Source organism: Egibacteraceae bacterium, assembly GCA_040905805.1.
GTDB lineage: Bacteria > Actinomycetota > Nitriliruptoria > Euzebyales > Egibacteraceae > DATLGH01.
Map to the genome: position 1 here is coordinate 36,153 of JBBDQS010000016.1, position 20,584 is coordinate 56,736.

Genomic DNA, 20,584 nt, shown 5'->3' on the forward strand with positions numbered 1-20,584 from the left:
CCCCCCCCCGGCGCGCTCCTCGGCGACGAGGCGGCCACCCTCGAACGCGACGCCGTCGAGGACGCCGGGGCCCTCCTGCGCGAGCTGGAGGAGCGCGCGCTGACCGACGCGGTCCGCGCCGACGTGGGGCGAGTGCGCGAGGCCCTCGGGCAGATGGCGGGCCGCGCGGCCGGCGAGATCGTGGAGATGCTGATGGCTCGTGGCCCCGGGCAGGGGCCGAACGCCGTCTGACCCGCCGGCGTCCGCACGGACCCCCGGCGCCCGGTGGGCCGACCTGCTGCGCCGACCCCGGCAACGTCCGCTCCGTCGGCCCGCAGCTGGCCGACCCCGCGTGGGTGGACGGCTCGTGGCAACCGACGCCGGGTGACGCGCCGATCGTGCTCGTCTCGCTCTGCTCCGGCTTCCAGGGCCAGGTCGCCGCCTTGCGACGGATCGTTGCGGCGCTGGGCTCGCTGCCCGTCCGGGGGTCGTGACGACCGGATTCGCGGTCGACCCGGCGCAGGTGCCCGCACCGGCGTCGGTCCAGGTGGTGCGCTCCGCGTCGCGGCTAGCGGCCCGACAGCCGGCCGTGCCGGGGTGGCTCAGTGCCCGCCCTCGGCCGCGGGGCCGCCGTCGCCGGCCTGGAACAGGCCGAGAGCGCCGGCGCCGACGTGGTTGAAGGCGTGCGTGACGAAGGGGTAGAGGCCGTCCTCGGCGAGCTCGAACTCCACGTAGGCCCCCTGGGCCGGCGCGAGGTCCACGGCCTGCGCGCCCCACCGTCCGGGGTTGTCCCGGGTGAGGGCGACCCCTTCCTTGACGACCGTGTCGAAGATCGTCCCGACGACGTGGAACGAGCTGTCCACGGACGGGCCGTTGTTCACGATCCAGACCCGGATGCGCTCGTCGACCCCGACCTCGATGGGGTTGTCGAGGTACTGGTTGGCCACGCCGTTGAACACGACCAGGTCGGGCTCGGCGGCGGTGCGGGCCATCTTCGTCAGGTCACCGGCCTCGCCTTGCGGGCCGAGGTAGTACTCGTGCTGGACGAGGAAGAACTCGTGGTCGACGTCGTCCAGGCCGTCGTCGGGCTCGACGATGATCATCCCGTGCATCGCGTTGCCGATGTGGTGCAGCGTCGGTGCGGTCCCGCAGTGGTACATGAACACGCCGGCGTGGCGCGCGGTGAACGAGTAGAGCAGCTCCTCGCCGGGGTCGATGGTGCGCATCTCGTCGTTCCAGGCGACGTGGCTGGCGTGGAAGTCGATCGAGTGCCCGACCTTGGCGTCGTCGGGGTTGCGCAGGGTCAGGTTCACGGTGTCGCCGACCTTGACGCGCAGGGTCGGACCCGGGGCCTGGCCCTCGAAGGTCCACACCTCCTGCCAGATCCCCTCGGCGACCTGCACGACCTTCTCCTCGATGGTCCAGGTGATGTCGTGCACCTGCGCGTCCGGCGCCGGGGCGGCTGACGGGTCGCGCAGCGCCAGCGGGGGCTTGTCACCTGTGTAGGCGTCGGCGTTGTCGGCCGAGGCGGCCGGCGCCCCGGAGGGCGCCCCGCCGTGGCCGGCGTCGGGGGCCTCGTCCCCCGCCTCGTCCCCGGCGACGGGCAGGTCGAGAACCATGCCGGCGGCCTCGTGGCCGGGCACGGTGCAGATGATCCGCAAGCTCCCCGATCCCGGCGCATCCACCGTGAAGGAGTCCGACCCGCCGCCCTCGATCATCTCGGTGCCGATGTCGCCCACCGCGGCGTCGTGGGGGATGTCCCCGTCGTTGTCGACGGCGAACGTGACGGTCGCCCACGCGGGGATCTCCTCGACGTCGGCGTCGATGCCGAACTCCGTCAGGGTCAGGGCGACGTCGACGGCGGGACGCTCGTCGGGGGCCGTGTCCGGCGCGGGGGCGCCCGCGGGGGGGGGGGGGGGCGGGGGGGGGGCCCGGGGGGGGGCCCCCCGGGCCGGAGGATGGTGCGGCGGCCTCGTCCACCAACGCGGCGTAGTCCGCGCGCAGGTCCTGGGCGATGAGGATGCCGCCGATCTGGTTCGCGACCACGAGCACGAGCGCCAGCACGAGGGCCGGCAGCCCGAGCGCCAGTCGCCTGGCCCAGACCTCGTTCACCGGGCTCTTCGGGGCGGCGCTACCGATGGCGGCCATGGCGTGGCTCCTCTCAGCTCGTTGGCGTGCGGTGGACCCGTGGCGATGCCAGGAACCCACCATGACGCCGGGTCTCCGCCCCGACGAGGGCCACCCGGCCCGCAGCCGCGGGACCTTTGGTCGCAGGGCTCGATGCCGTGCTTGCCCAGAACGGACTGAGCGCTACAGGAGCGGGTGTCGCGCTGGTCACCCGCGTCCGCCAGCCGCGATCTCGCCCGATCAGGCGGGTTCGGCGATGGCCCCTGGTTGGACGTCCAGGGCGTCGATCTTGGCGACCTTGCGCGCCGACCCGCCGCCCTGGAACTCCGAGGTGATCCAGTGGTCGACCAGCAGGGTCGCCACCTCCGGCCCGACGACCTTGGCCCCAAGGCACAGCACCTGGGCGTTGTTGGACTTCTGCGCCCGCTCGGCCGAGTAGGGGTCGGCGACCGAGGCGGCGCGCACCCCGGGGACCTTGCAGGCAGCGATGGCCATCCCGATCCCGGTGCCGCAGACCAGGACGGCGCGCTCGGCCTGCCCCGCGGCGACGTCCTGCGCGACGGTTACCGCCACATCGGGGTAGTCCACCTCCTCGGTGGTGTGGCACCCGTGGTCGGTGATCTCGTGACCGAGGTCGACGAGGTGCTGCTTCAGCTGCTCCTTCATCTGCAGCCCGTGGTGGTCGCATCCCATGGCGATCTTCATCGTTGCCCTCCCGCTGCTCGTGGGTTCGTGCGCCCGCCGGCGCCTATCCGCTCGTGCCCCGGCCGACCTGCGCGGCGAAGTGCTCCGCTTGCCGCCGGTGCAGGTCGAGCGTCTTGCCGCGTGTCTTCTTGTAGCCCTTCTCCGTGTCGTACAGCCGCCCCGAGGAGGTGGCTGCCAGGCACGTCTCGCCGTTCTGGCGGACGTCGGAGAACACGGTGACGTCTCCGCTGAGATCACGGTCGTACGACAGGGTGGTCACCCCCCGGACCACGATCGGGTACTCGTGCTCGATGTACTGCGTGAAGGACAGGCTGAAGTCCTGCAACGACATCCGGGTGTCGAGGGGGATGTCGCCGACGGCGTGGGAGATGGCCATGCCCACCTGTCGCACCGCCTCCAGGATCGGCAGACCCACGAAGTGGTCCGACGGGTGGTCGATGTTGATCTCGTCGGTCTCCTGGAAGATGTTGAAGTAGACGACGTGGCCCTCCCGGTAGGGCTCCGACAGCATGACGTTGCCGGGCTTCGCCTTGCGGATCAGCTTGCCGTCCACGGGTGGCGGCTGGGGGTCCTCGGGCACGAGCTGGATGTGGCTCTTGCGCAGTCCGTCGGTGAGGAAGGGCAGGTGCGAGAACGCACGCAGGCGCTCGTCGAGCCGGCGCTTGGCCTGGGCGGGCCTGGCCAGGACCTCGCGGACGATGTCCTCCTGTGATCGTTGGGTCGTCATGCGTATCCTTTCCGCCGTTGGTGCGGTGCCGGTCCCTGCGTCACCCGGTGAGCACCGCATGGATGTCGCGCAGCGCTTGCTCGGTGTCGCCGAACAGCACCGTCTGCATCCCGAGCTCGCGGGCCGTGGCGCAGTTCTCGTCCTTGTCGTCGATGACCAGGCACCCATCCGCCGGGGTCGCGAGCCGCTCGGTCAGCACCTCGTAGATGCGCGGGTCGGGCTTGCGCGACGCCACGTCGGCGGAGGAGAGCGCCAGGTCGAACGCCGCGTCGATGTCGGGGATCCGCCCACGCCACAGCGGACCCCACTCCAGGGCGCTGTTGGCCACCACCGCTGTCCGGTAGCCCTTGCGTCGCAGCGTGGTCGCCAGCGCGAGCACCGGCCGGTTCGGCTCCTGGTGCTCGTGGAAGCCCGCCTCGAAGCCGTCGAGGTGCGCGCCCGGCGGCAGGTCGGGCTCGACCTGCCGGCGGAACTCGTCCTGGCTGATGCGCCCGATCTCGATCTCCACCATCGGGTTGCGCCCCAGCCGCGCGCCGGGGGGGCCGACGGCCGCGCGGAACTCGCCGAGGCTCATGCCGAAGCGCTCGGGGAACGTCGCGAGCACCGGCTCGGACGGCAGGGTCACGACCCCACCGTGATCGAAGATCACCGCCCGCACCCGACCGGGGGAGGGCACCGCCCCGCCGGGCGCGTCCCCACGGGCCGTCGTCGCCGCTCCTGCGTCGTCCACCTTCACGCTCCCGTCGCTCGGACGGCAGCCCCCGCCCACCGAGCGTACGTAGCGTAGCGCATCCGTGCGGGCCCGAAGGGGCGGTGAAATCCGTCCTGAGATCCTGCGCGCGGGGCGGGCCACCGATCGTGACGCCATCAGGCAGCTCGTGCACCGGGGTCGGTTGCCGGCGCGGGGAATAGGACCGACGGCGGCGTCGTTGTGCGGGAGGATGTCTGCGCCGAACCCCACCATCCCGCTGTCCGTGCTCGACCTCGCCCTCGTCGGTGAGGGTCAGAGCAGCCGTGCCGCCCTGGAGGCGACCACCGAGGTCGCCCGGACCGCCGAGCGGCTCGGCTACACACGCTTCTGGGTGGCCGAGCACCACAACATGCCGGCCGTAGCCAGCACCAGCCCCCCGGTGCTGATGGCCCACCTCGCTGCGCGGACCACGTCGATCCGGGTGGGCTCGGGCGGGGTGATGCTCCCCAACCACGCGCCCCTGGTGGTCGCCGAGCAGTTCGCGATGCTCGAGGCGCTCCATCCCGGCCGCATCGACCTCGGGATCGGGCGGGCCCCGGGGACCGACCCCGCCACCGCGGTCGCGTTGCGGCGGGCGCCCGATGCGCTGGGTGCGGAGGACTTCCCCACCCACCTCGCCGAGGTGATGGCGCTGCTCGGGCACCCGGCCGCCCCCCCGTCGGTGGGCGCCCGGTTCGCGCCGACCCCCGCCGCGGAGACGTGGCCGCAGGTCGCCCTGCTCGGTTCCAGCGGTTTCAGCGCGCAGCTCGCCGGCATGCTCGGTCTGCCCTTCGCCTTCGCGCACCACTTCTCGGGCGACAACACCGTCCCCGCCGCGCGGCTGTACCGCAGCAGCTTCCGACCCTCCCCGGCGCTCGCCCGACCGCACCTGATCATCACCGCCGGTGTCGTGGTGGCTGACACCCAGGAGGAGGCCGACTGGCATGCCGGACCGGCCCGCATGCTCCTGCTCAGCCTGCGCTCCGGCCAGCTGCGTCCGCTGCCCACCCAGGCGGCGGCGGCCGCCGACCCGCAGCGAGACCTGGCGGCCTCGCTGCCGACCTCCTACATCGTCGGTCCCCTCGACACGGCGCTGCAGGCACTCGGCCGGCTGGGCGCCGACACCGCCGCCGACGAGCTCATGATCACCACCACGACCTACGGGCTGGAGGAGCGGCTGGCTTCGCTGGAGCTGCTCGCCGGTGCCTGGATGCCCCACCTCCAACAAGCCTGAGGTTGCCCGTCGCCTGCTGACGCCCTAGATTTGAGTGAGCGCTCACTCAAGGCGTAAGGGGGGGGTGGCCATGGTCGAGGCAGCAGCGATCCTCAGCGCCGCGCAGCAGGTCCTGCGCGAGCGGGGAGCCGTCGGGTGCACCACCCGGGAGATCGCCCAGGTCGCGGGCTGCTCGGAAGGGTCGATCTACAACCATTTCGCCAGCAAGGACGCGCTGATCGCGGCGGCCGTCGGTGACCGCTTCTGCGCCTTCCCCGCGCACGCGAACGCGCTGGCGGAGCGGGCCGGCCGCGGCGACGTCGAGACCAACCTCACCGAGCTCGCCCACTCGGCGATCGCCTTCTTCCACGGGCTCCTGCCGCTGCTCGGCGCGATGGTCACCGACCCGGCCGGCATGCGCGGGCGGGCCCGGGCACTGGACGCGCAGGGCCACGGGCCCCGGTGGGTGCTGTCGGCGGTGTCCGACTACCTTCGCCGTGAGCAGGCGCTCGGGCGGGTGCGCCCGGACGCCGCGGTCGAGGGCGCGGCGCAGTGCCTGGTCGGCGGGTGTCTCCAACAGGCCCTGCTCGGGCTCGTGTTCGACCCGGACCTGCTGCCGCTGGACGACGACACCGCCGCGACCGACCTCGTCCGGGGGCTCGTGCACGGCCTGCGACCATCCCAGACATCCAACCAGGAGTGACCATGCCCACCGGCACCCACGAACCGCCCGACCCGGTCGTCCGGGTCACCGACGTCGTCCACACCTTCGGCGACGTGCGGGCCCTGGACGGCGTCAGCCTTGCGTTCGAACCCGGCATCGTCTTCGGGCTCCTCGGCCCGAACGGCGCCGGCAAGACGACCTTGATCCGGGTCCTCGCCACCCTGCTCAAGCCCGACTCCGGCCATCTGGAGGTCGCCGGCATCGACATCCTCACCGACCCGACCGCGGCCCGCGCCCGCATCGGCCTGGCTGGGCAGTTCGCCGCCGTGGACGAGTACCAGACCGGCCGGGAGAACGTCGAGATGGTCGGGCGCCTCTACGGGCTGGGACGGGCCGAGGCGCGCCGGCGGACCGCCGAGGTGCTCGAGCGCATCGGCCTGGCCGACGCCGCCACGCGCCAGGTCGGCACGTACTCGGGGGGGATGCGCCGCCGCCTGGACCTCGCCGCGTCGCTGGTCGGCCGGCCCCAGGTGATGTTCCTCGACGAGCCCACCACCGGCATCGACCCGCGCAACCGCAAGGAGCTCTGGGAGCTCGTCGAGGACCTGGTCGCGACCGGCACGACCGTGCTGCTGACCACCCAGTACATGGAGGAGGCCGACCGCCTGGCCAAGCGCATCGCCGTCATCCACCACGGGCGGATCATCACCCAGGGCACCGCCGAGGAGCTGAAGGACACCCTCGGCGGCGCCGTCCTGGAGCTGGAGACCGCCGCCGACGACCGCGCGACGGCCATGCGCGCGCTCGCGACCCTGAGCGGGGACGACCCGGTCTACGACCCGGCCAGGGCCCGCATCCGCGTGCCGGCCCGGGACGGCTCGCACACCCTCATGGCCGCGATGCGCGCCTTGGACCACGCGGGCGTGGAACCGTCCGACATCGCCCTGCACAAGCCGACCCTCGACGACGTGTTCCTGGCCCTGACCGGTGATCCCGTCGCCGCCGACGAGGCCGCCGGCGGTCCCGGCGCCGACCCAGCCCGCGAGGAGATCGAGACCCGATGACCGCGCTCTCCGAACCCGGCCCGCTCGTGGCCGAGCCCGCCCGCAGCCGGGTGTCCGTCACCGACGCGGTGTCCGACACCCTGGTGCTCGTCCGGCGCAACCTCGTGCGCGTGGTGCGCGTGCCCCAGCTGCTGGTGTTCGCCACCGTGCAGCCGATCATGTTCCTGCTGCTGTTCAACTACGTGTTCGGCGGGGCGATCGGGCGGACCATCCCGCCCGAGGCCGGCGGGGCCTACATCAACTGGCTCATCCCCGGTCTGCTGGTCCAGATCTCGATGTTCGGCGCCAGCCAGACCGCCCTCGGCCTCACCGAGGACCTCTCCAAGGGAGTCATCGACCGCTTCCGGTCCCTGCCCATGGCCCGCTCGGCCGTGCTGACCGGGCGCACCCTGGCCGACCTCGTCCGCAACGGCGCCGTGCTCGGCCTCATGCTCGTCGTCGGCTTCATCATCGGCTTCCGCTACCAGACCTCGTTCCTCGGCTTCCTGGCGGGGGCGGGGATCACCTTGCTGTTCGCCTTCGCGATGTCGTGGGTCATGGCCACGATCGGCCTGCTGGTGCGCAACCCCGAGGCCGCCCAGTCAGCGGCGTTCCTGCCGACGTTCCCCTTCGTGTTCGCCTCGTCGGTGTTCCTGCCCACCGAGACGATGCCGGCCTGGCTGCGGGTGTTCGCCGACCACCAGCCCGTCACCGTGGTCACCAACGCCGCCCGTGCGCTGATGCTCGGCGAGGGCACGCTGCTGCCCGGCCAGACCCTGACGATGCAGCTGCTGGTCGCCTTCGCCTGGATCGCGGGGATCACCCTGGTCTTCGCGACGCTGTCGGTGCGCGTCTACCGGCGGGCGGTGGCCTGAGCACACGGCCGCTTGCCAGACCTGCGAGAGTCGGTCCATGGGTGCGCGCCGCGAACAGCTGGTCCGGGACACATTCGTGGAGCTGGCGGACACGTTGGCCAGCGACTACGACATCGGCGACTTCCTGCAGATGCTCGTGGATCGGTGCGGGGCGATCCTCGACGTGGGCACCGGCGGCGTGCTGGTCGAGGGTGCGCGCGGAGTCCTGCAGCTGGCCGCCGCGACCTCGGCGACCATGAACGAGCTGGAGCGGCTCGAGATCGACGCCAGCGAGGGCCCGTGCCTGGAGGCCTACAAGACGGGGGAGCAGGTCGTGTGCGGCGACCTGCGGGAGACGATCGACCGGTGGCCGACGATCACGCCCAAGGCACTGGAGATGGGGTTGCTGTCGGTCTACGCCCTGCCGGTGCGCCTGCGCGGCGACCGCATCGGCGCGCTCAACCTCTACCGCGAGCAGACCGGGGTGTTCGACGACGAGGACGTCCGGCTGGCGCAGGCCTTCGCCGACGTCGCGGCGATCGGCATCCTGCAGGCGCGCCGGGTCGCCGACGCCGAGGAGCGCTCCGTCCAGCTGCAGGGGGCGCTGGACACCCGCGTGATCATCGAGCAGGCCAAGGGCGCCATCGCCGAGCGCTACCGCGTGACGCCGATCCAGGCGTTCGAGGCGATCCGCTCCGTGGCCCGCTCGAGCAACCGCAAGATGAGCGTGGTCTGCCAGGAGATCATCGAGGGCGGCGAGCCGGTCAAGCTGTAGCCGGGCCGGGGGCGCGCCGGATGGGGGGTCGTGCCCGCGCCTCCTGGTGACGATTCGCCACGGGGCGAACTGGGCACCATGGCGCCGCAGGACACCCCCGCCGCCAACCTCAGGAGGCCTCACCATGGGCATCATCGCGTTTCTGATCCTCGGACTGCTCGCCGGCGCCATCGCCAAGGCGCTGATGCCGGGTGACGACCCCGGCGGCATCATCGTCACCATGCTGCTCGGGGTGGTGGGCGCCATGCTCGGTGGGTTCCTCGCGGGCCTGCTGCTCGACGTCAACCCGGTCGACCAGTTCTGGAGCATCAGCACCTGGGTGGCCGCCATCCTCGGGTCCGTCGTGCTGCTCGCGCTCTACCGGCTCGTGACCGGACGGCGTACCGCATGAGCTGACCGCCCGGGCTGCCGACCGTCAGCGGCGTCTGCCCCATCGGGTGCGGCATGGTGGGAGTCAGGCCGTGACGACCGCCGTGCCGCGCGCGACCGTGTCGTGCACACCCTGCCCGGTGGGGCTCGATCTGATGGTCACGAGGATGGCGATGCAGGCCACGAGCGCGAGGACCGGGCCCGCGTAGGGCACCGCACCCAGGAGCGTGAACGCCTCCCGGGCCGCGGCCTGCCCCACCGTGGGGGTGCCACCGCCGGGGCCGGTGACCCGCAGCCCCAGCAGTCGTTTGCCGAGCGTGGTGCCGACGGTGACGTCGAGCACCACGAAGTAGGCGAAGACGAGGAGGGCTTGCAGGCCCAGCCAGAGGAACGAGAAGTCCGCCAGCACGCCGACGGCGCTGCCGACCGCCCCAAGGAGCACGCCGTCGATCAGCCGGGCGCCGATACGCGGCGCGAGCCCGCCGGGCTGTGCGACGCCGTCGGGGCGGGTGTCACGGGGCGACTCGCCGACCATGGTGGCTCTCCTGCTCGCGCGTCTGGCAGTCTCGCCCATGGGAGCGGTGCATGCACGCGTCCTCATCGGTATCGGTCGCCTCGACCAGCTGGCCCCCCTGTGGCCACCGGCCCGGGGCACCGTTGCACGCGACGACGCGGACGCCCTATCATCAACACGACTCTGCGGGTGTAGTTCAATGGCAGAACACGAGCTTCCCAAGCTCGCAATGGGGGTTCGATTCCCCTCACCCGCTCCACACAAAAGCCCAGGTCAGAGGCGTATTGCGCCCCCCGGCCTTCTTCCTGCCCGGGGCCCTGATCCCATACTGATCCCATACGGCTCTTGGCGGGATCTCCGGCTCTCCTCATGGTCGGACACGGGGGAGTGGTCGCGAGTTCCATGAACCCCTCGGGTCCCCGCATGCATTGCCGCGACACGGGCATCCGAGAGAAGACGCTGCTTGCGGTCAGGTACTGCAGCGGAAGTAGTGGTCCCGCCGTGGCCCTTCCCAAGATCTGGGGATCCGAGGTTCTTGAGCGAAGCGCCTGGAATCAGGGCCCCGCAATCCCCCCGGCAACGCCACTCTCCGGGTGGGGAGAGGCTTCCGACGAACCGGCCCTGCGGTGTGGCACGCTGCCCATGTGGGTGGCGACGCACGCAGCTGGAGCCTTGTGGATCTCCTTCATTTGGGGGGTGGTCGATTTGGCGGCGCCCGCTACGATAGCCCCCCGGGCGTCTCAACCGCCCGTGTCGCCGCTGACACATGTGGCGAGAACGGCCCGCTGGACCCGAGGAGGCCTTGTGCCCGTACCGGCAAGCGACAGCAGAACGGACATGACCACCCGTCTGTTCCGATTCACGATGAACATTAACGTGCGCGGTGTGGACGACGACGTGTTCGACCAGCTGGCCGGGTCTGTTCTCGACCAACTGCTTGGCGGCAAGGCTGCCGGAGAGTTCCTCCAGGTCCGCGTCCTCGGCCGTACACCCGAGCGACTCCTGAAGGTCATCGTTGAATTCCCGTCGGTCAGCCACAACACGGCGCACAGGTTCGGCTTCGAAAAGGTGGCCGAAACCTTCGATCGCCTCGGCCTGGACACCTCCTCCTGGTTCGGGGAGCCTCACGTCGCGGTGACTGAAGATGACGGGATAGATGAATGGGACGTACTGGTCGAGCGCTTAAAGGGCGCGACCGTGACGTTCGCGACCACTGGCGTGGATCTCGTACCTGCCTGACGGTTACGCGCTTGGGTGCCAGAGAGGGACTTCCTCATCCATGAGCGTCCCGGCTTCCTTCCAGTTCAACTTCAGCAGGTACATTCCCGCCACACCCGCTGCGTCTGGCCAATCCAACAGTCGCGACTGACCCGGTTCAAGCGTGACCGAGTGGGCTGAAGTCACGCGCACGACTCGGCACGCCTGACCATCGCGCTCGATAACCCGTACGTCGAGCTCGTCAACCGTTGCATGCTTGGAACGGTTGCGCAACGAGAGGCACAGCTTGGCCGAGAACACGGGGCGGCCCTCGTCGTCGGCGTGGTACCGAAGTCGCGCAGCGATGTCCGCTGGCTGCGACTCGAGACGTTCGATGCGGTCGTCAAGTTCCTCAATCCAGTCGTAGATAACGCCCGCGTCGTCGTGCGTGACGTTGGTCGTCTCTGCCTCAATTCTTCGCTTCTCTGCTTCGGCCTTGATGAGGTCAGGGTTCTTCCACGCGCGTACGGCGCGTGTGGCCGCGAAAGCCAGGATGCATACAACAATCACTTGCCAGAGGCCAGCCGGGATAGAGTCGATCAGCGAGCTGACGAAGTCGATCGCGGGTCCCCACATGGCGTGAGAGTACGACACCCGTTGTCTGTGGAGCACAGTGGTAACGCTCGTTTAGTCGTATGGGGCTGGCCGGCCGCCTCAAGCCGATCACCAACTTCGCAGGCCTTCTTGCGGCCGGCCCCCTGGTAACGGGCTGCCCCCGGACGTTCCGCGGGAACGCGACCTGTGGGTTCGGCTGAATCATCTCTGAGAGCGGCTGTGACGCGCATCTCGACCAGAAGCCACCATCGGAGAAGGCCTTGCTTCCGCGGCGCCGCGCACTGCGTCGGTCTCAGCCCCAGAAGATGCACCCCGGGTCTCGGTCGACCTCGGCCAGGAGGGACTCGACGTCCGGGCTCGGGTCCACGATGTCGTAGCGGTGGAACTTGAGGTTCCGGTCACGCCAGTACAAGGTCCACTCTTGGCGTGCCTTCGTGTAGCGGAGCCTCGCCACCGGAAACCGAGTCCACTCGGGACCGAAGTCCTCACGCCACGGCGGGCGGCACTCCAGGAGCGTGACCGAGCGAGAGTCGGTGTCTATCTCGTCGCGGATCTGATCGGGCGGCATGCACGGGAATACGGTCGTTCCGCGCGCCGACCCAGCGCCGGATGTGGGCGAGATCGGTTTCGGGCAGTATCACGCCGTCACCGCGGCCGGCGTCCTGGGATGACCGGTCATCAACTCTCGGTCTCCCCGAGCTCGACGCCGATGCCTTGAAGCGAGTCGGCCAGCTCGCTGAACTCGGCGAGGGCGGCTTCGAGGTCCTCGACGATCTCTGCCGCGATGACGCCGGGCGGTGGGAGGTTGTCAGTGTCCTCGAGGCTCTCGTCGCACAGCCAGAACATGTCGAGGCTGGCCTTGTCCCGGGCCACGAGCTCGTCGTAGGTGAACCGGCGGAACCGCTCGGTCTCCTCCCGCTGCGCCCGCTGGCCCGGCCTGTAGCAGGTGACGAAGTCGTCGAGGTCGGCGCGGCTGAGCGGGTTGGTCTTGAGCGTGAAGTGCTGGTTGGTCCGCAGGTCGTAGATCCAGAGCTCATTTGTCCAGGGCGTGTCGGAGCCGGGCTTGCGGGCGAAGAACAGGACGTTGGCCTTCACCCCTTGGGCGTAGAAGATTGCGGTCGGCAGCCGCAGCAGCGTGTGGACGTCGCACTCGTGCAGCAGCCGGCGGCGGATCGTCTCGCCGGCCCCGCCCTCGAACAGCACGTTGTCGGGCACGACGACGGCGGCGGTGCCGCCCACCTTCAGCAGGGTCTTGACGTGCTGAACGAAGTTCAGCTGCTTGTTTGACGTCGATGCCCAGAAGTCGTCGCGCACGACCGTCAGGGACTGCCGCTCGGCCTTGCCCTCGGCGTTGACGATCTGGACCGAGGACTTCTTCCCGAACGGGGGGTTGGTGAGCACCATGTCGAACCGCTCGCCGGGGTCGGCGCGCAGCGCGTCGTCGACGCGGATGGGGCTGTCGGAGTCCGGCGACTCGATGCCGTGCAGCAGCAGGTTCATGGCGCACAACCGGGCGGTGTTGTCGACGATCTCCCATCCGGTGAACAGCCCCGAGCGGACGTGGCGCTTCTGGTCGGGGTCGAGGTTGGGGTGCTGGCGGAGGATGTAGTCGAACGCGGCGAGGAAGAACCCGCCGGTACCGCACGCCGGGTCGCAGATGCGCATGTCCGGGCCTGGCTGCATCACGTCGACCATCGCCGAGATCAGTGCCCGCGGGGTGAAGTACTGGCCGGCCCCCGACTTGGTGTCGGCCGCGTTCTTCTCCAGCAGCCCCTCGTACGCGTCGCCCTTCACGTCCGCGCCGAGGGTCATCCACGACTCCCCGCCGATCAGGTCCTTGATCAGCCGCTCAAGCTTGGCAGGGTCCTGGATCCGGTTCTGCGCCTTGCGGAACACCACCCCCAAGAGGTCGCCGTTGCCGCCGAGGTGGTTGAGGGTGGCGATGTAGTGCGCCTCCAGGGCCTCGCCTTTGAGGTCGAGCAGGGACGGCCAGTCAAATCCTTCGGGCACGATCCGCTCGACGTCGAGTTCGCGTTGCTCCTCGGCCATCTTCAGGAAGAGCAGGTAGGTAAGCTGCTCTACGTAGTCGCCGTACGACAAGCCGTCGTCGCGCAGGATGTTGCAGTAGTTCCACAGCTTGGCGACGATGCTCTTGGCGTCGCTCACCGCACTGCTCCGCACACCATGTGGCACTGCATCGAACGGGTCACGCGGCAGTCGGCGCGAGGTCATCCCAGTGGGCCGTGGCGGTCTCGGCGCCGCTGGCAACCAGGCGGCGAAGGATCACGTCGAGTGTCTGCGCCACCTCCAGCGTGAGCCACCGCTGACCGCACGCCGGGCACTCCTCCATGGGCACCCCGGTGACCACGGCAACACGCCCATCGCGCTCGACCATCTTGGCTCGGCAAACCTCGACGCGTTCGGCTTGGTCACAGGTCTCGCAGCGCATCAGCGTCTCCTCCTGAAGTCGTCGGACCACCGCTCCGTGGAGGGCTCGTAGACGGTGATCAGCCGCTCGTCGGCATGGGCGTCATCGACGACGACCACGACGTGCAGCGGACGTGACCAGTGTACGTAGAGCACCAGCTCCTTGAGGTGCCCCTCGTCGGTCTCCACCTCTTCGATCACTTCGGCGGATTCGTCGAGCAGTGCACGGAACTCGGCGAGGGTGATGTCGAGCAGCCACAGCTTGTCGAAGACGTGCTCGGTGAGGATCCGGGCATGCCGCCATACCTTTGACCGAGGAGAGCCGGTCACGACACCCCCGCCCTCCAGGCGCGCCTCTTCGGGGCCGCTGCCCCCTCCGCGCGGATGCGGTCGAGCAGCACTGACGCTGGCTCATGATCAGAATCCTGCCGGACGAGCTGGCCGGTAAAGGCTGCCGCCAGAATCGCGCCACGCAGGGAGGCCCCCCGTAAGCGCGAGGTGGTGACCTGCACCCGGAGCCGGTCGACTACAACGTCGATCTGCTCCCGCTCAGCGAGGATGCATTGCTGTTCCGACAGCGGGGGTAGAGGAATGGTCAGTGCGGCGACCCTGGCCTTGCTCAGCGCAGGCTGGTTGTTGCCAGAACCAACTCGGCGATTGGCGACGTACTGGTCCTTCAATGCCTGGTACAACCATTCCGAGGAGATGATCTCGTGCTTGGGTCGAATCGCCGCCGAGTTCTGATTATGGGCCGCGGGGATGTTGAGGATTGCGGCTTGCCCGCGGGTCTTGCCTTCACCGATCATGGCTAGCAGCACGGTGCCGGGCGGATGGACACGATCAGGGCGCACCGCGTTCTGAGCGATTGTTTCCCTTGTGCGACGGATGCGGCAGAACGCAACCTCGCCGCTAGACACCCAGGCAACCGGCCCGCCCCAAAGATCGGACTCGGCACGGCTGGGAGTCGTCCCCACGAACACCTCAGCGACCTCGCCGATGGCCACCCTTGGCCAGCTCGATGGCGCCGCACTGGCCCCCAAAGAGAACTGGATGAGCCGCTTTGCGATCGAGCTGAGGAGACGTTCGGCGGCTTCGAGGCCGGAGAGGTATTTCTCCAGGGCGGCGACGATCCGCTCTTGCTCTGCCAAGGGGGGAAGGGGCACCGGGACGCGTCGCAGCTTCTCCTGAGGTAGGTGCTTGATGGTCGTCCCCGTGAGCAGGGGATCCAGTCTCCGAGATGTAGCTAGGTGCTGGAGGAGTAGTGCGAGGTAGCCGGGCAGGACAGCACCGCCCAACCTGATGCGGTGCAGCGCCTTCTGCAGCGCGATCGTTCCGGGCCCTCGCCAGACGGCTGCCCGGCCCGGTTCTCCTCCTTCGCAGGCGATGACGTCGCCTGGCTGGGCCAGGACGCGATCCAGCTCTTCGGGACGGATGTCCATCTCAGCCAGGTCGCTGAGGTCGAAGCTGCCCCAACGAACGTTGAAATTGCGGAGATACGGCGTCGGATGCAAGCCTGTGGCCCGCTTCTTATCGAGCATCTTCCCGAGCGACGTATCGGCAATCTCACCGATGGTCGTCCACACCCAGCCGCTCGGTAGGTCGCTCATGAGGCGATCGCCTCGGTGAGCTCGGTCAGCAGGGCGTCGAGGTCCTGGCCGAAGAGCTCGCGGGCGCGGCCGAGGCCGCCGCGCTGGCTGAACGGCGGGTCAAGCAGCTCGCGGGGTTCGATCGATAGGGATGCGGCGAGGTGGTCCCGGATGAGGCGGAGCCAGTCGAGCTGCTCGTCGGTGAAAGTGCGGCCGGCGTTCTGCTGCTGGAGGAGCCAGGCGTCGAAGCGCTCGGCCACCTGCTCGGGGAACGGGGCAAGCTCGGCGGCGTCGCCGAGGGTGTAGCGCACGAGCGAGACGATGTTGGTCAGCACCGTGCCGGCCGAGCCGCGGACCTTGGAGGCGTCGAGGGTTTCGTAGGCCTCCCACAGCCGCTCGGGGGTCCAGCGGTGCGGGGGTCGGCCGATGGCCTCGGCCAACTCCTTGACGTCGCGGTAGGTCAGCCGTTGGGCGTAGGGGCGGCTGTAGAGCACCTGCAGGGCGGTGATCTCGTCCTTGTGCTCGTCGAGGTAGGCCTTGAACGACTCCACGGTCTCTGCGGCGCGGGCGCGGGCGTCGACGGCGAACTCGGCACGGGTGATGTGGTCGATGCTGATCTCGTCGACCACCTGCTCGAAGCTGCGCTGCACGTTCACCAACTCCTCGCGTAGCACGGGGTTGGCGGCGATCGGTTGCACCGCCTGGTCGAGCATCGCGGCTTTGGCTGTGGCCAGCGTGGCCTCGTCGGGTTCCGACGTACCGGTTGCGGTTTGTGCGGCCGCGAGGTGGCGGTCGGGGTCGATCGCCTCGATCAGGCCGTGCTCGATCGACTTGAGCGACTGACCGGCGGTGACTTCGAGCTTGTCCCGGTCCGCCGGAGCGATGCGATGGTGTATGCGGGCCAGGCGCGAGGCGAGGGTAGACACAAGGTCCTCGCTGACCTGCCCGAGGGCGACCTGGTGAAGGAGCATGTCCAGGGAGACTCCGCGCTTACGTTCGAGCGGGGTCGTCTCGATGAGCTTCGTCTCCGTCACCCCGACAGCGTCGACGAGCACGAAGCGGTCCTTGTGAGCGGCGTCGGGGGTGACGACCTGCAGGTCACTATCGGGGATGGTGCGCACGCCACGGCCCTTCATCTGCTCGAAGAAGTTCCGGGACCGCACCATGCGCATGAAGACCACCATCTCGATGGGCTTCACGTCGGTGCCGGTGGCAATCATGTCGACGGTTACCGCGATCCGCGGGTAGTAGCTGGTGCGGAAGTCCTGCAGCAACTGCTTGGGCGTGGTGCCGTCGGAGGCCTTGTAGGTGATCTTGGCGATCACGTCGTTGCCCTTGCCGAGTTCCTCACGGGCGATGCGCACGATGTCCTCGGCGTGGCTGTCGTCCTTGGCGAAGATCAGGGTCTTGGGGATGTGGCGCAGCCGGCCGTGCTCATCGACCTCGCGATCGGGGAAGATCGCCGACAAGTTGTCCCGCAACGTTCGGATGACGGTGCGGATCTGGTCCTTCGCCACGACCTTGCGGTCCAGGGCCTTCTCGTCGTAGCTGAGGTCCTCGTCGACCTGCTCGAGGCGTTCGTCGCGGGTCTCGCGATCACGGAAGGTCGTCCAGTAGCCGGCCTCGATAGTGGAGCCGCCCTCGCTGATGGCCGTGGACAGGCGGAACACGTCGAAGTCGACGTTGACGCCGTCGGCCACGGCCTCGGGGAACCCGTACTCCATAACCAGGTTCTTGTTGAAGAACCCAAAGGTCTGCTTGCCCGGGGTGGCGGTGAGCCCGATGAGGAACGCGTCGAAGTACTCGAGCACCTGGCGCCACACCCCGTAGATCGAGCGGTGGCATTCGTCGACGATGATCACGTCGGACGTGTCGACGGGCAGCGCGGGCTGGTAGTCGACCTCGACGGGCCGGTCGGGGACGAGCTCGTAGCTGGACGTCTCGTCGACGTCTTCTGCCAGCTCGGGATCCCCGCGCAGCATCGAGTACACGCGCTGGATGGTGCCGATGCACACGCTCGCGACCGGGTCGACGTGGTTGTGGCTGAGGTGCTGGACGTTGTACAGCTCGGTGAACTTGCGGCCGGACCCGGGCACCTCGAAGCCCTGGAACTCCTTCAGCGTCTGCTCGCCGAGGTTGCCCCGGTCGACCAGGAACAGGATGCGCTTAGCGTGGGCGTGGCGGATGAGCCGCTCGCTGATGTTCGCCGCCGCGAACGTCTTGCCCGACCCGGTCGCCATCTGGATCAGCGCGCGGGCGTGGTTGTCCTTGAGTGAGCGTTCCAGATTGCGGATCGCCGTCGCCTGTGCGTCGCGCAGCCACGAAGGCGCGTCCTCCAGTAGGGGCATGCGCGGGAGGCGGGCGCGCAATGTCCCGGCGCCGTGGTGGTGGTGCTCGGCGACCTGGTCCTCCAGCGCGTCGGGGGTGTGGAACCAGAACACCCGCCGGGCGGTGGGCTCGGGGTCCATCCGGCAGGTGAACCACGTCTCGGCGCCGGTCGACTCGTAGCCGAACGGCAGGCGGCCGTCGATCAGGTACGCCGGCAGCGCCTCGGGGATGTTGGCCTGGTACTTGACGGTCTGCCACTCCACGCCGGAGAGCGTCGTGCCCTGCCTCTTGGCCTCGATCACCCCGACTGCCTGGCGGTTGACGAAGAGCACGTAGTCGGCGGGGCCGGCGTCGGTGACCAGCTCTCGGACCGCGACCCCAGTCCCGGCGTAGAGGTTGACCGACTTGTAGTCCTGGACCACCCAGCCCGCAGCGGCCAGCATCGCGTCGATGCGGACACGCGCACGCTGCTCGGGCAGCAAACGGTCGTGGTCCTGGGGCGCCATCACGGTAAGGAGGGTACGAAACGGGCCGGGGTCGGGTCGGACCCTGCGGCCAGGCCGCCCTGGATCACACACCGGCCGTAGACTCGTGCCATGTCCACGACGGCCACCGTGAGCCAGCTCGACCTCGGCCACTACGAGGCCGAACGTGCTGCTGCGCTCGCGGGGGTGCCACGCAGCACGCTGTACTACTGGGCGCGAACCGACCTGATCGTCCCGTCGATCTCGGCGCACCGGGAAAAGCTGTGGTCCTACCGGGACCTTCTGACTCTGCGCCTGGTCCGCTGGCTGCGCCTGCCCAAGGACGACCTCGGCGTCGCAGCCACGACCATGAGTAACGTTCGAAGGCTCATGGACACCGTGGGCGAGCGCCTCTGGAGCATCGATGAGAGCGGGCGTGAGATCCCGACGATTCTCGTCGGCAGGGACGGGACGGTCTTCCTGGACGAGCGGCCACTCAGCACGCTTGGCGGCCAGGTCGTGTTGGAGCATGACCAACTCGACCTGTTGGCTCCGTTCGACCGCGGGGTGGACTTGCGGGTGCCCCGGCCTCGGTTGCGGATCGTGCCGGGCAAGGTTGCCGGCGAGCCTCACCTTCTCGGGTCGCGTCTGACCACCCGGACGGTCGCTGGCCTGGCCGCGAGGGGGTTGTCCGTCGCACAGATCGCTGCGCTGTACCCGCACGAGGAACCCGAAGCGCTCGCGGAGGCCGTCGAGCTCGAGCGCTCGCTCGCCGCGTGAATGCCCCGGCCTGTCGCGCTCGACCATAACTTCCCCGAACCGATCCTCGACTGTGTGAGGCCCTGGTTACCCGAGGTCGAGCTCGCCTGGGTGCGGTCGATCGGCCCCGGCCTGGGCGACGTCGAGGACCATGAGCTGCTCTACGCCCTGCGGCAGCACGGCTATCCCGTGCTCGTGACCAACAACTGGAAGATGGAGAACGACGCCAGGGTGCTCGTGGCCCTGGAGCGGACGCGCATGAGCCTGCTGACGCTGAAGAAGGCGGGAGACGATGCGATCGTCGCAACCGGGGTGCTCTTGCGGGATCTTGTGCCGCTGTTGCGTACCGAGGTGCCCCGTGGGCAGATCTTCCGCGCCTCGCCGAGCCGGATCCAGCCCCGGCGCGCACTCGAACTCCTCAAGGGTGTCGCCGAGCAGCAGGGGACCAGCGCTGAGCAACTGCTGAAGGATCTCGGCCGGTAGGGAGCGACCTTCCGGACCTCCCGGTCCCGAGGCGAGTGCTTCAGGCGGCGTCAGGGCGTCGCCTCCCGGCTGCCCGCATCGTCGTCGGGCGGACCGTGGACGAGCTCCATGAAGCGCTCGGCTGCCTCCGGCTGCATGCCCGGCATGACGTGCGCGTAGGTGTCCAGCGTGAAGGCGACCGAGCTGTGCCCAAGGCGCTCGGAGACCACCTTCGGGTTGATGCCTGCGGCCAGCAGCAGCGAGGCGTGTGTGTGCCGGACGTCCTGCAGCCGGATGGGGCGCACGCCGGCGCGCTGGACGGCGCGGCGGAAGGCCAGGGAGATGGCCGGCGGGTTCCACCAGCTGCCGTCCGCGCGTGGGAACACGAGGTTGTGGTCCTGCCATGCAGACCCGAGCGCGAGCTTCGCCTCGTTCTGCGTGACGCGGTGCGCCCGCAGCTGGGCGACGGTGCGGCGGTCGAGGTGGATGGTGCGCGCCGAGCCTTCCGACTTCTGCTCGTCCTGGGGCCGGAAGCCCTCGGCGGTGGCCACGATGGTCTGTCGGACCGTCAGGGTGGCGGCCGCCAGGTCCACCTCGCTCCAGCGCACGCCGAGGATCTCCGAGCGGCGCATCCCGGTGGCCGCGAGGACGCACCACAGGGTGTGCAGCTCGTACCCCCGGGTGCTGTCGAGGAACTCCCGCAACTCCGAGGGGCTCCACGTCTGCATGCCCCGCCGGCGGGCGGCCTTGACGACCCTCATGGGTGGCGGGTCGGCGAGCAGCGCGACGTTGCGGGTGAGCAGCCCCCAGCGGACCGCGTCGTTGAGCGCCTTGCGGATCATCGCGTGGATGCGCCGCACCGAGGTGGGCGACAGCCCGCCGGGCTGGTGGACACGGCCGTCGCGCAGCAGGTCGGCGTACAGACGGTTGAAGTCCGACGTATGCGCGGAAGGCCCACTTGAACCGGCCGGCGATACCGCACTTGCCGCACGTGCGCTCCTTGACGCGGTTGCCGCACTTCGTGCAGCGCTTGTAGACCGTGCCGC

Annotated in this window: 23 protein-coding genes and 1 tRNA gene; 11 read left to right on the plus strand and 13 right to left on the minus strand. The window is 69.5% G+C overall.

Annotated elements, in window-relative coordinates:
- On the plus strand, positions 1-231 hold a 231-nt coding region (locus WD250_03090; GenBank protein MEX2619184.1), incomplete at its 5' end, for a hypothetical protein.
- A 350-nt stretch (positions 232-581) separates the two neighbouring features.
- On the opposite strand, the gene WD250_03095 is transcribed toward WD250_03090, so the two are convergent.
- The 4 genes from WD250_03095 to WD250_03110 form a co-directional block, all read right to left on the minus strand.
- Positions 582-1,718, minus strand: a complete 1,137-nt coding sequence (locus WD250_03095; protein MEX2619185.1) for a multicopper oxidase domain-containing protein — start codon at positions 1,716-1,718, stop codon at positions 582-584.
- Between the two features lie 628 nt (positions 1,719-2,346).
- A complete protein-coding gene (rpiB, locus tag WD250_03100) occupies positions 2,347-2,811 on the minus strand; it encodes a ribose 5-phosphate isomerase B (protein ID MEX2619186.1) in 465 nt (154 codons plus the stop codon).
- Between the two features lie 43 nt (positions 2,812-2,854).
- Positions 2,855-3,538: an AfsA-related hotdog domain-containing protein gene (locus WD250_03105; protein ID MEX2619187.1), complete on the minus strand. Its 684-nt coding sequence runs from the start codon at positions 3,536-3,538 to the stop codon at positions 2,855-2,857.
- Positions 3,539-3,578: 40 nt separating this feature from the next.
- Positions 3,579-4,268 (minus strand): HAD family phosphatase, encoded by a 690-nt coding sequence (locus WD250_03110; protein MEX2619188.1) that lies wholly within the window; start codon positions 4,266-4,268, stop codon positions 3,579-3,581.
- Between the two features lie 211 nt (positions 4,269-4,479).
- Here WD250_03110 and WD250_03115 point away from each other — a divergent pair, with 211 nt between their 5' ends.
- The 6 genes from WD250_03115 (at position 4,480) to WD250_03140 (ending at position 9,208) form a co-directional block, all read left to right on the plus strand.
- Positions 4,480-5,502 carry an LLM class flavin-dependent oxidoreductase gene (locus tag WD250_03115; protein ID MEX2619189.1) on the plus strand — a complete coding sequence of 341 codons (1,023 nt, stop codon included), beginning with the start codon at positions 4,480-4,482 and terminating at the stop codon, positions 5,500-5,502.
- Between the two features lie 70 nt (positions 5,503-5,572).
- Positions 5,573-6,184, plus strand: a complete 612-nt coding sequence (locus tag WD250_03120; GenBank protein MEX2619190.1) for a TetR/AcrR family transcriptional regulator — start codon at positions 5,573-5,575, stop codon at positions 6,182-6,184.
- Positions 6,185-6,186: 2 nt separating this feature from the next.
- Positions 6,187-7,209 (plus strand): ATP-binding cassette domain-containing protein, encoded by a 1,023-nt coding sequence (locus WD250_03125; GenBank protein MEX2619191.1) that lies wholly within the window; start codon positions 6,187-6,189, stop codon positions 7,207-7,209.
- Positions 7,206-8,063: an ABC transporter permease gene (locus WD250_03130; protein ID MEX2619192.1), complete on the plus strand. Its 858-nt coding sequence runs from the start codon at positions 7,206-7,208 to the stop codon at positions 8,061-8,063. Before WD250_03125 ends, WD250_03130 begins: the two co-directional genes overlap by 4 nt.
- Positions 8,064-8,100: 37 nt before the next feature.
- On the plus strand, positions 8,101-8,817 hold the full coding sequence (locus WD250_03135; GenBank protein MEX2619193.1) for a GAF and ANTAR domain-containing protein: 717 nt from the start codon (positions 8,101-8,103) through the stop codon (positions 8,815-8,817).
- A gap of 124 nt (positions 8,818-8,941) precedes the next feature.
- Positions 8,942-9,208: a GlsB/YeaQ/YmgE family stress response membrane protein gene (locus WD250_03140; protein ID MEX2619194.1), complete on the plus strand. Its 267-nt coding sequence runs from the start codon at positions 8,942-8,944 to the stop codon at positions 9,206-9,208.
- A gap of 63 nt (positions 9,209-9,271) precedes the next feature.
- On the opposite strand, the gene WD250_03145 is transcribed toward WD250_03140, so the two are convergent.
- Positions 9,272-9,721, minus strand: coding sequence for an RDD family protein (locus WD250_03145; protein ID MEX2619195.1), 450 nt, complete (start codon positions 9,719-9,721; stop codon positions 9,272-9,274).
- A gap of 164 nt (positions 9,722-9,885) precedes the next feature.
- Here WD250_03145 and WD250_03150 point away from each other — a divergent pair.
- Positions 9,886-9,959: transfer RNA gene (locus tag WD250_03150), tRNA-Gly, on the plus strand.
- 578 nt (positions 9,960-10,537) lie between these two features.
- Entirely contained in the window at positions 10,538-10,939 is a 402-nt protein-coding gene (locus WD250_03155; protein MEX2619196.1) for a hypothetical protein, read from the plus strand.
- A 3-nt stretch (positions 10,940-10,942) separates the two neighbouring features.
- Here WD250_03155 and WD250_03160 read toward each other — a convergent pair whose 3' ends face one another.
- The 7 genes from WD250_03160 to WD250_03190 form a co-directional block, all read right to left on the minus strand.
- Positions 10,943-11,533 carry a hypothetical protein gene (locus tag WD250_03160; protein ID MEX2619197.1) on the minus strand — a complete coding sequence of 197 codons (591 nt, stop codon included), beginning with the start codon at positions 11,531-11,533 and terminating at the stop codon, positions 10,943-10,945.
- A gap of 271 nt (positions 11,534-11,804) precedes the next feature.
- A complete protein-coding gene (locus WD250_03165; protein MEX2619198.1) occupies positions 11,805-12,080 on the minus strand; it encodes a DUF3024 domain-containing protein in 276 nt (91 codons plus the stop codon).
- Positions 12,081-12,190: 110 nt separating this feature from the next.
- Complete coding sequence (locus tag WD250_03170; GenBank protein ID MEX2619199.1) at positions 12,191-13,678, minus strand: class I SAM-dependent DNA methyltransferase; 1,488 nt, start codon at positions 13,676-13,678, stop codon at positions 12,191-12,193.
- Between the two features lie 40 nt (positions 13,679-13,718).
- The gene (locus WD250_03175; GenBank protein ID MEX2619200.1) at positions 13,719-13,961 is read right to left on the minus strand and encodes a YgiT-type zinc finger protein; all 243 of its coding nucleotides are present in this window, start codon (positions 13,959-13,961) and stop codon (positions 13,719-13,721) included.
- The gene (locus WD250_03180) at positions 13,961-14,269 is read right to left on the minus strand and encodes a DUF4258 domain-containing protein (GenBank protein ID MEX2619201.1); all 309 of its coding nucleotides are present in this window, start codon (positions 14,267-14,269) and stop codon (positions 13,961-13,963) included. Before WD250_03180 ends, WD250_03175 begins: the two co-directional genes overlap by 1 nt.
- Positions 14,266-15,546 (minus strand): restriction endonuclease subunit S, encoded by a 1,281-nt coding sequence (locus WD250_03185; protein ID MEX2619202.1) that lies wholly within the window; start codon positions 15,544-15,546, stop codon positions 14,266-14,268. Before WD250_03185 ends, WD250_03180 begins: the two co-directional genes overlap by 4 nt.
- Entirely contained in the window at positions 15,543-18,359 is a 2,817-nt protein-coding gene (locus tag WD250_03190; GenBank protein MEX2619203.1) for a type I restriction-modification enzyme R subunit C-terminal domain-containing protein, read from the minus strand. Before WD250_03190 ends, WD250_03185 begins: the two co-directional genes overlap by 4 nt.
- Positions 18,360-18,449: 90 nt before the next feature.
- Between WD250_03190 and WD250_03195 the strand changes: the two genes are divergently transcribed.
- Positions 18,450-19,097 carry a DUF433 domain-containing protein gene (locus WD250_03195; protein ID MEX2619204.1) on the plus strand — a complete coding sequence of 216 codons (648 nt, stop codon included), beginning with the start codon at positions 18,450-18,452 and terminating at the stop codon, positions 19,095-19,097.
- Positions 19,098-19,559, plus strand: coding sequence for a hypothetical protein (locus WD250_03200; protein ID MEX2619205.1), 462 nt, complete (start codon positions 19,098-19,100; stop codon positions 19,557-19,559).
- Between the two features lie 50 nt (positions 19,560-19,609).
- Here the strand turns inward: WD250_03200 and WD250_03205 are convergent, their stop codons facing one another.
- On the minus strand, positions 19,610-20,380 hold the full coding sequence (locus WD250_03205) for a site-specific integrase (protein MEX2619206.1): 771 nt from the start codon (positions 20,378-20,380) through the stop codon (positions 19,610-19,612).
- Between the last annotated feature and the right edge of the window lie 204 nt (positions 20,381-20,584).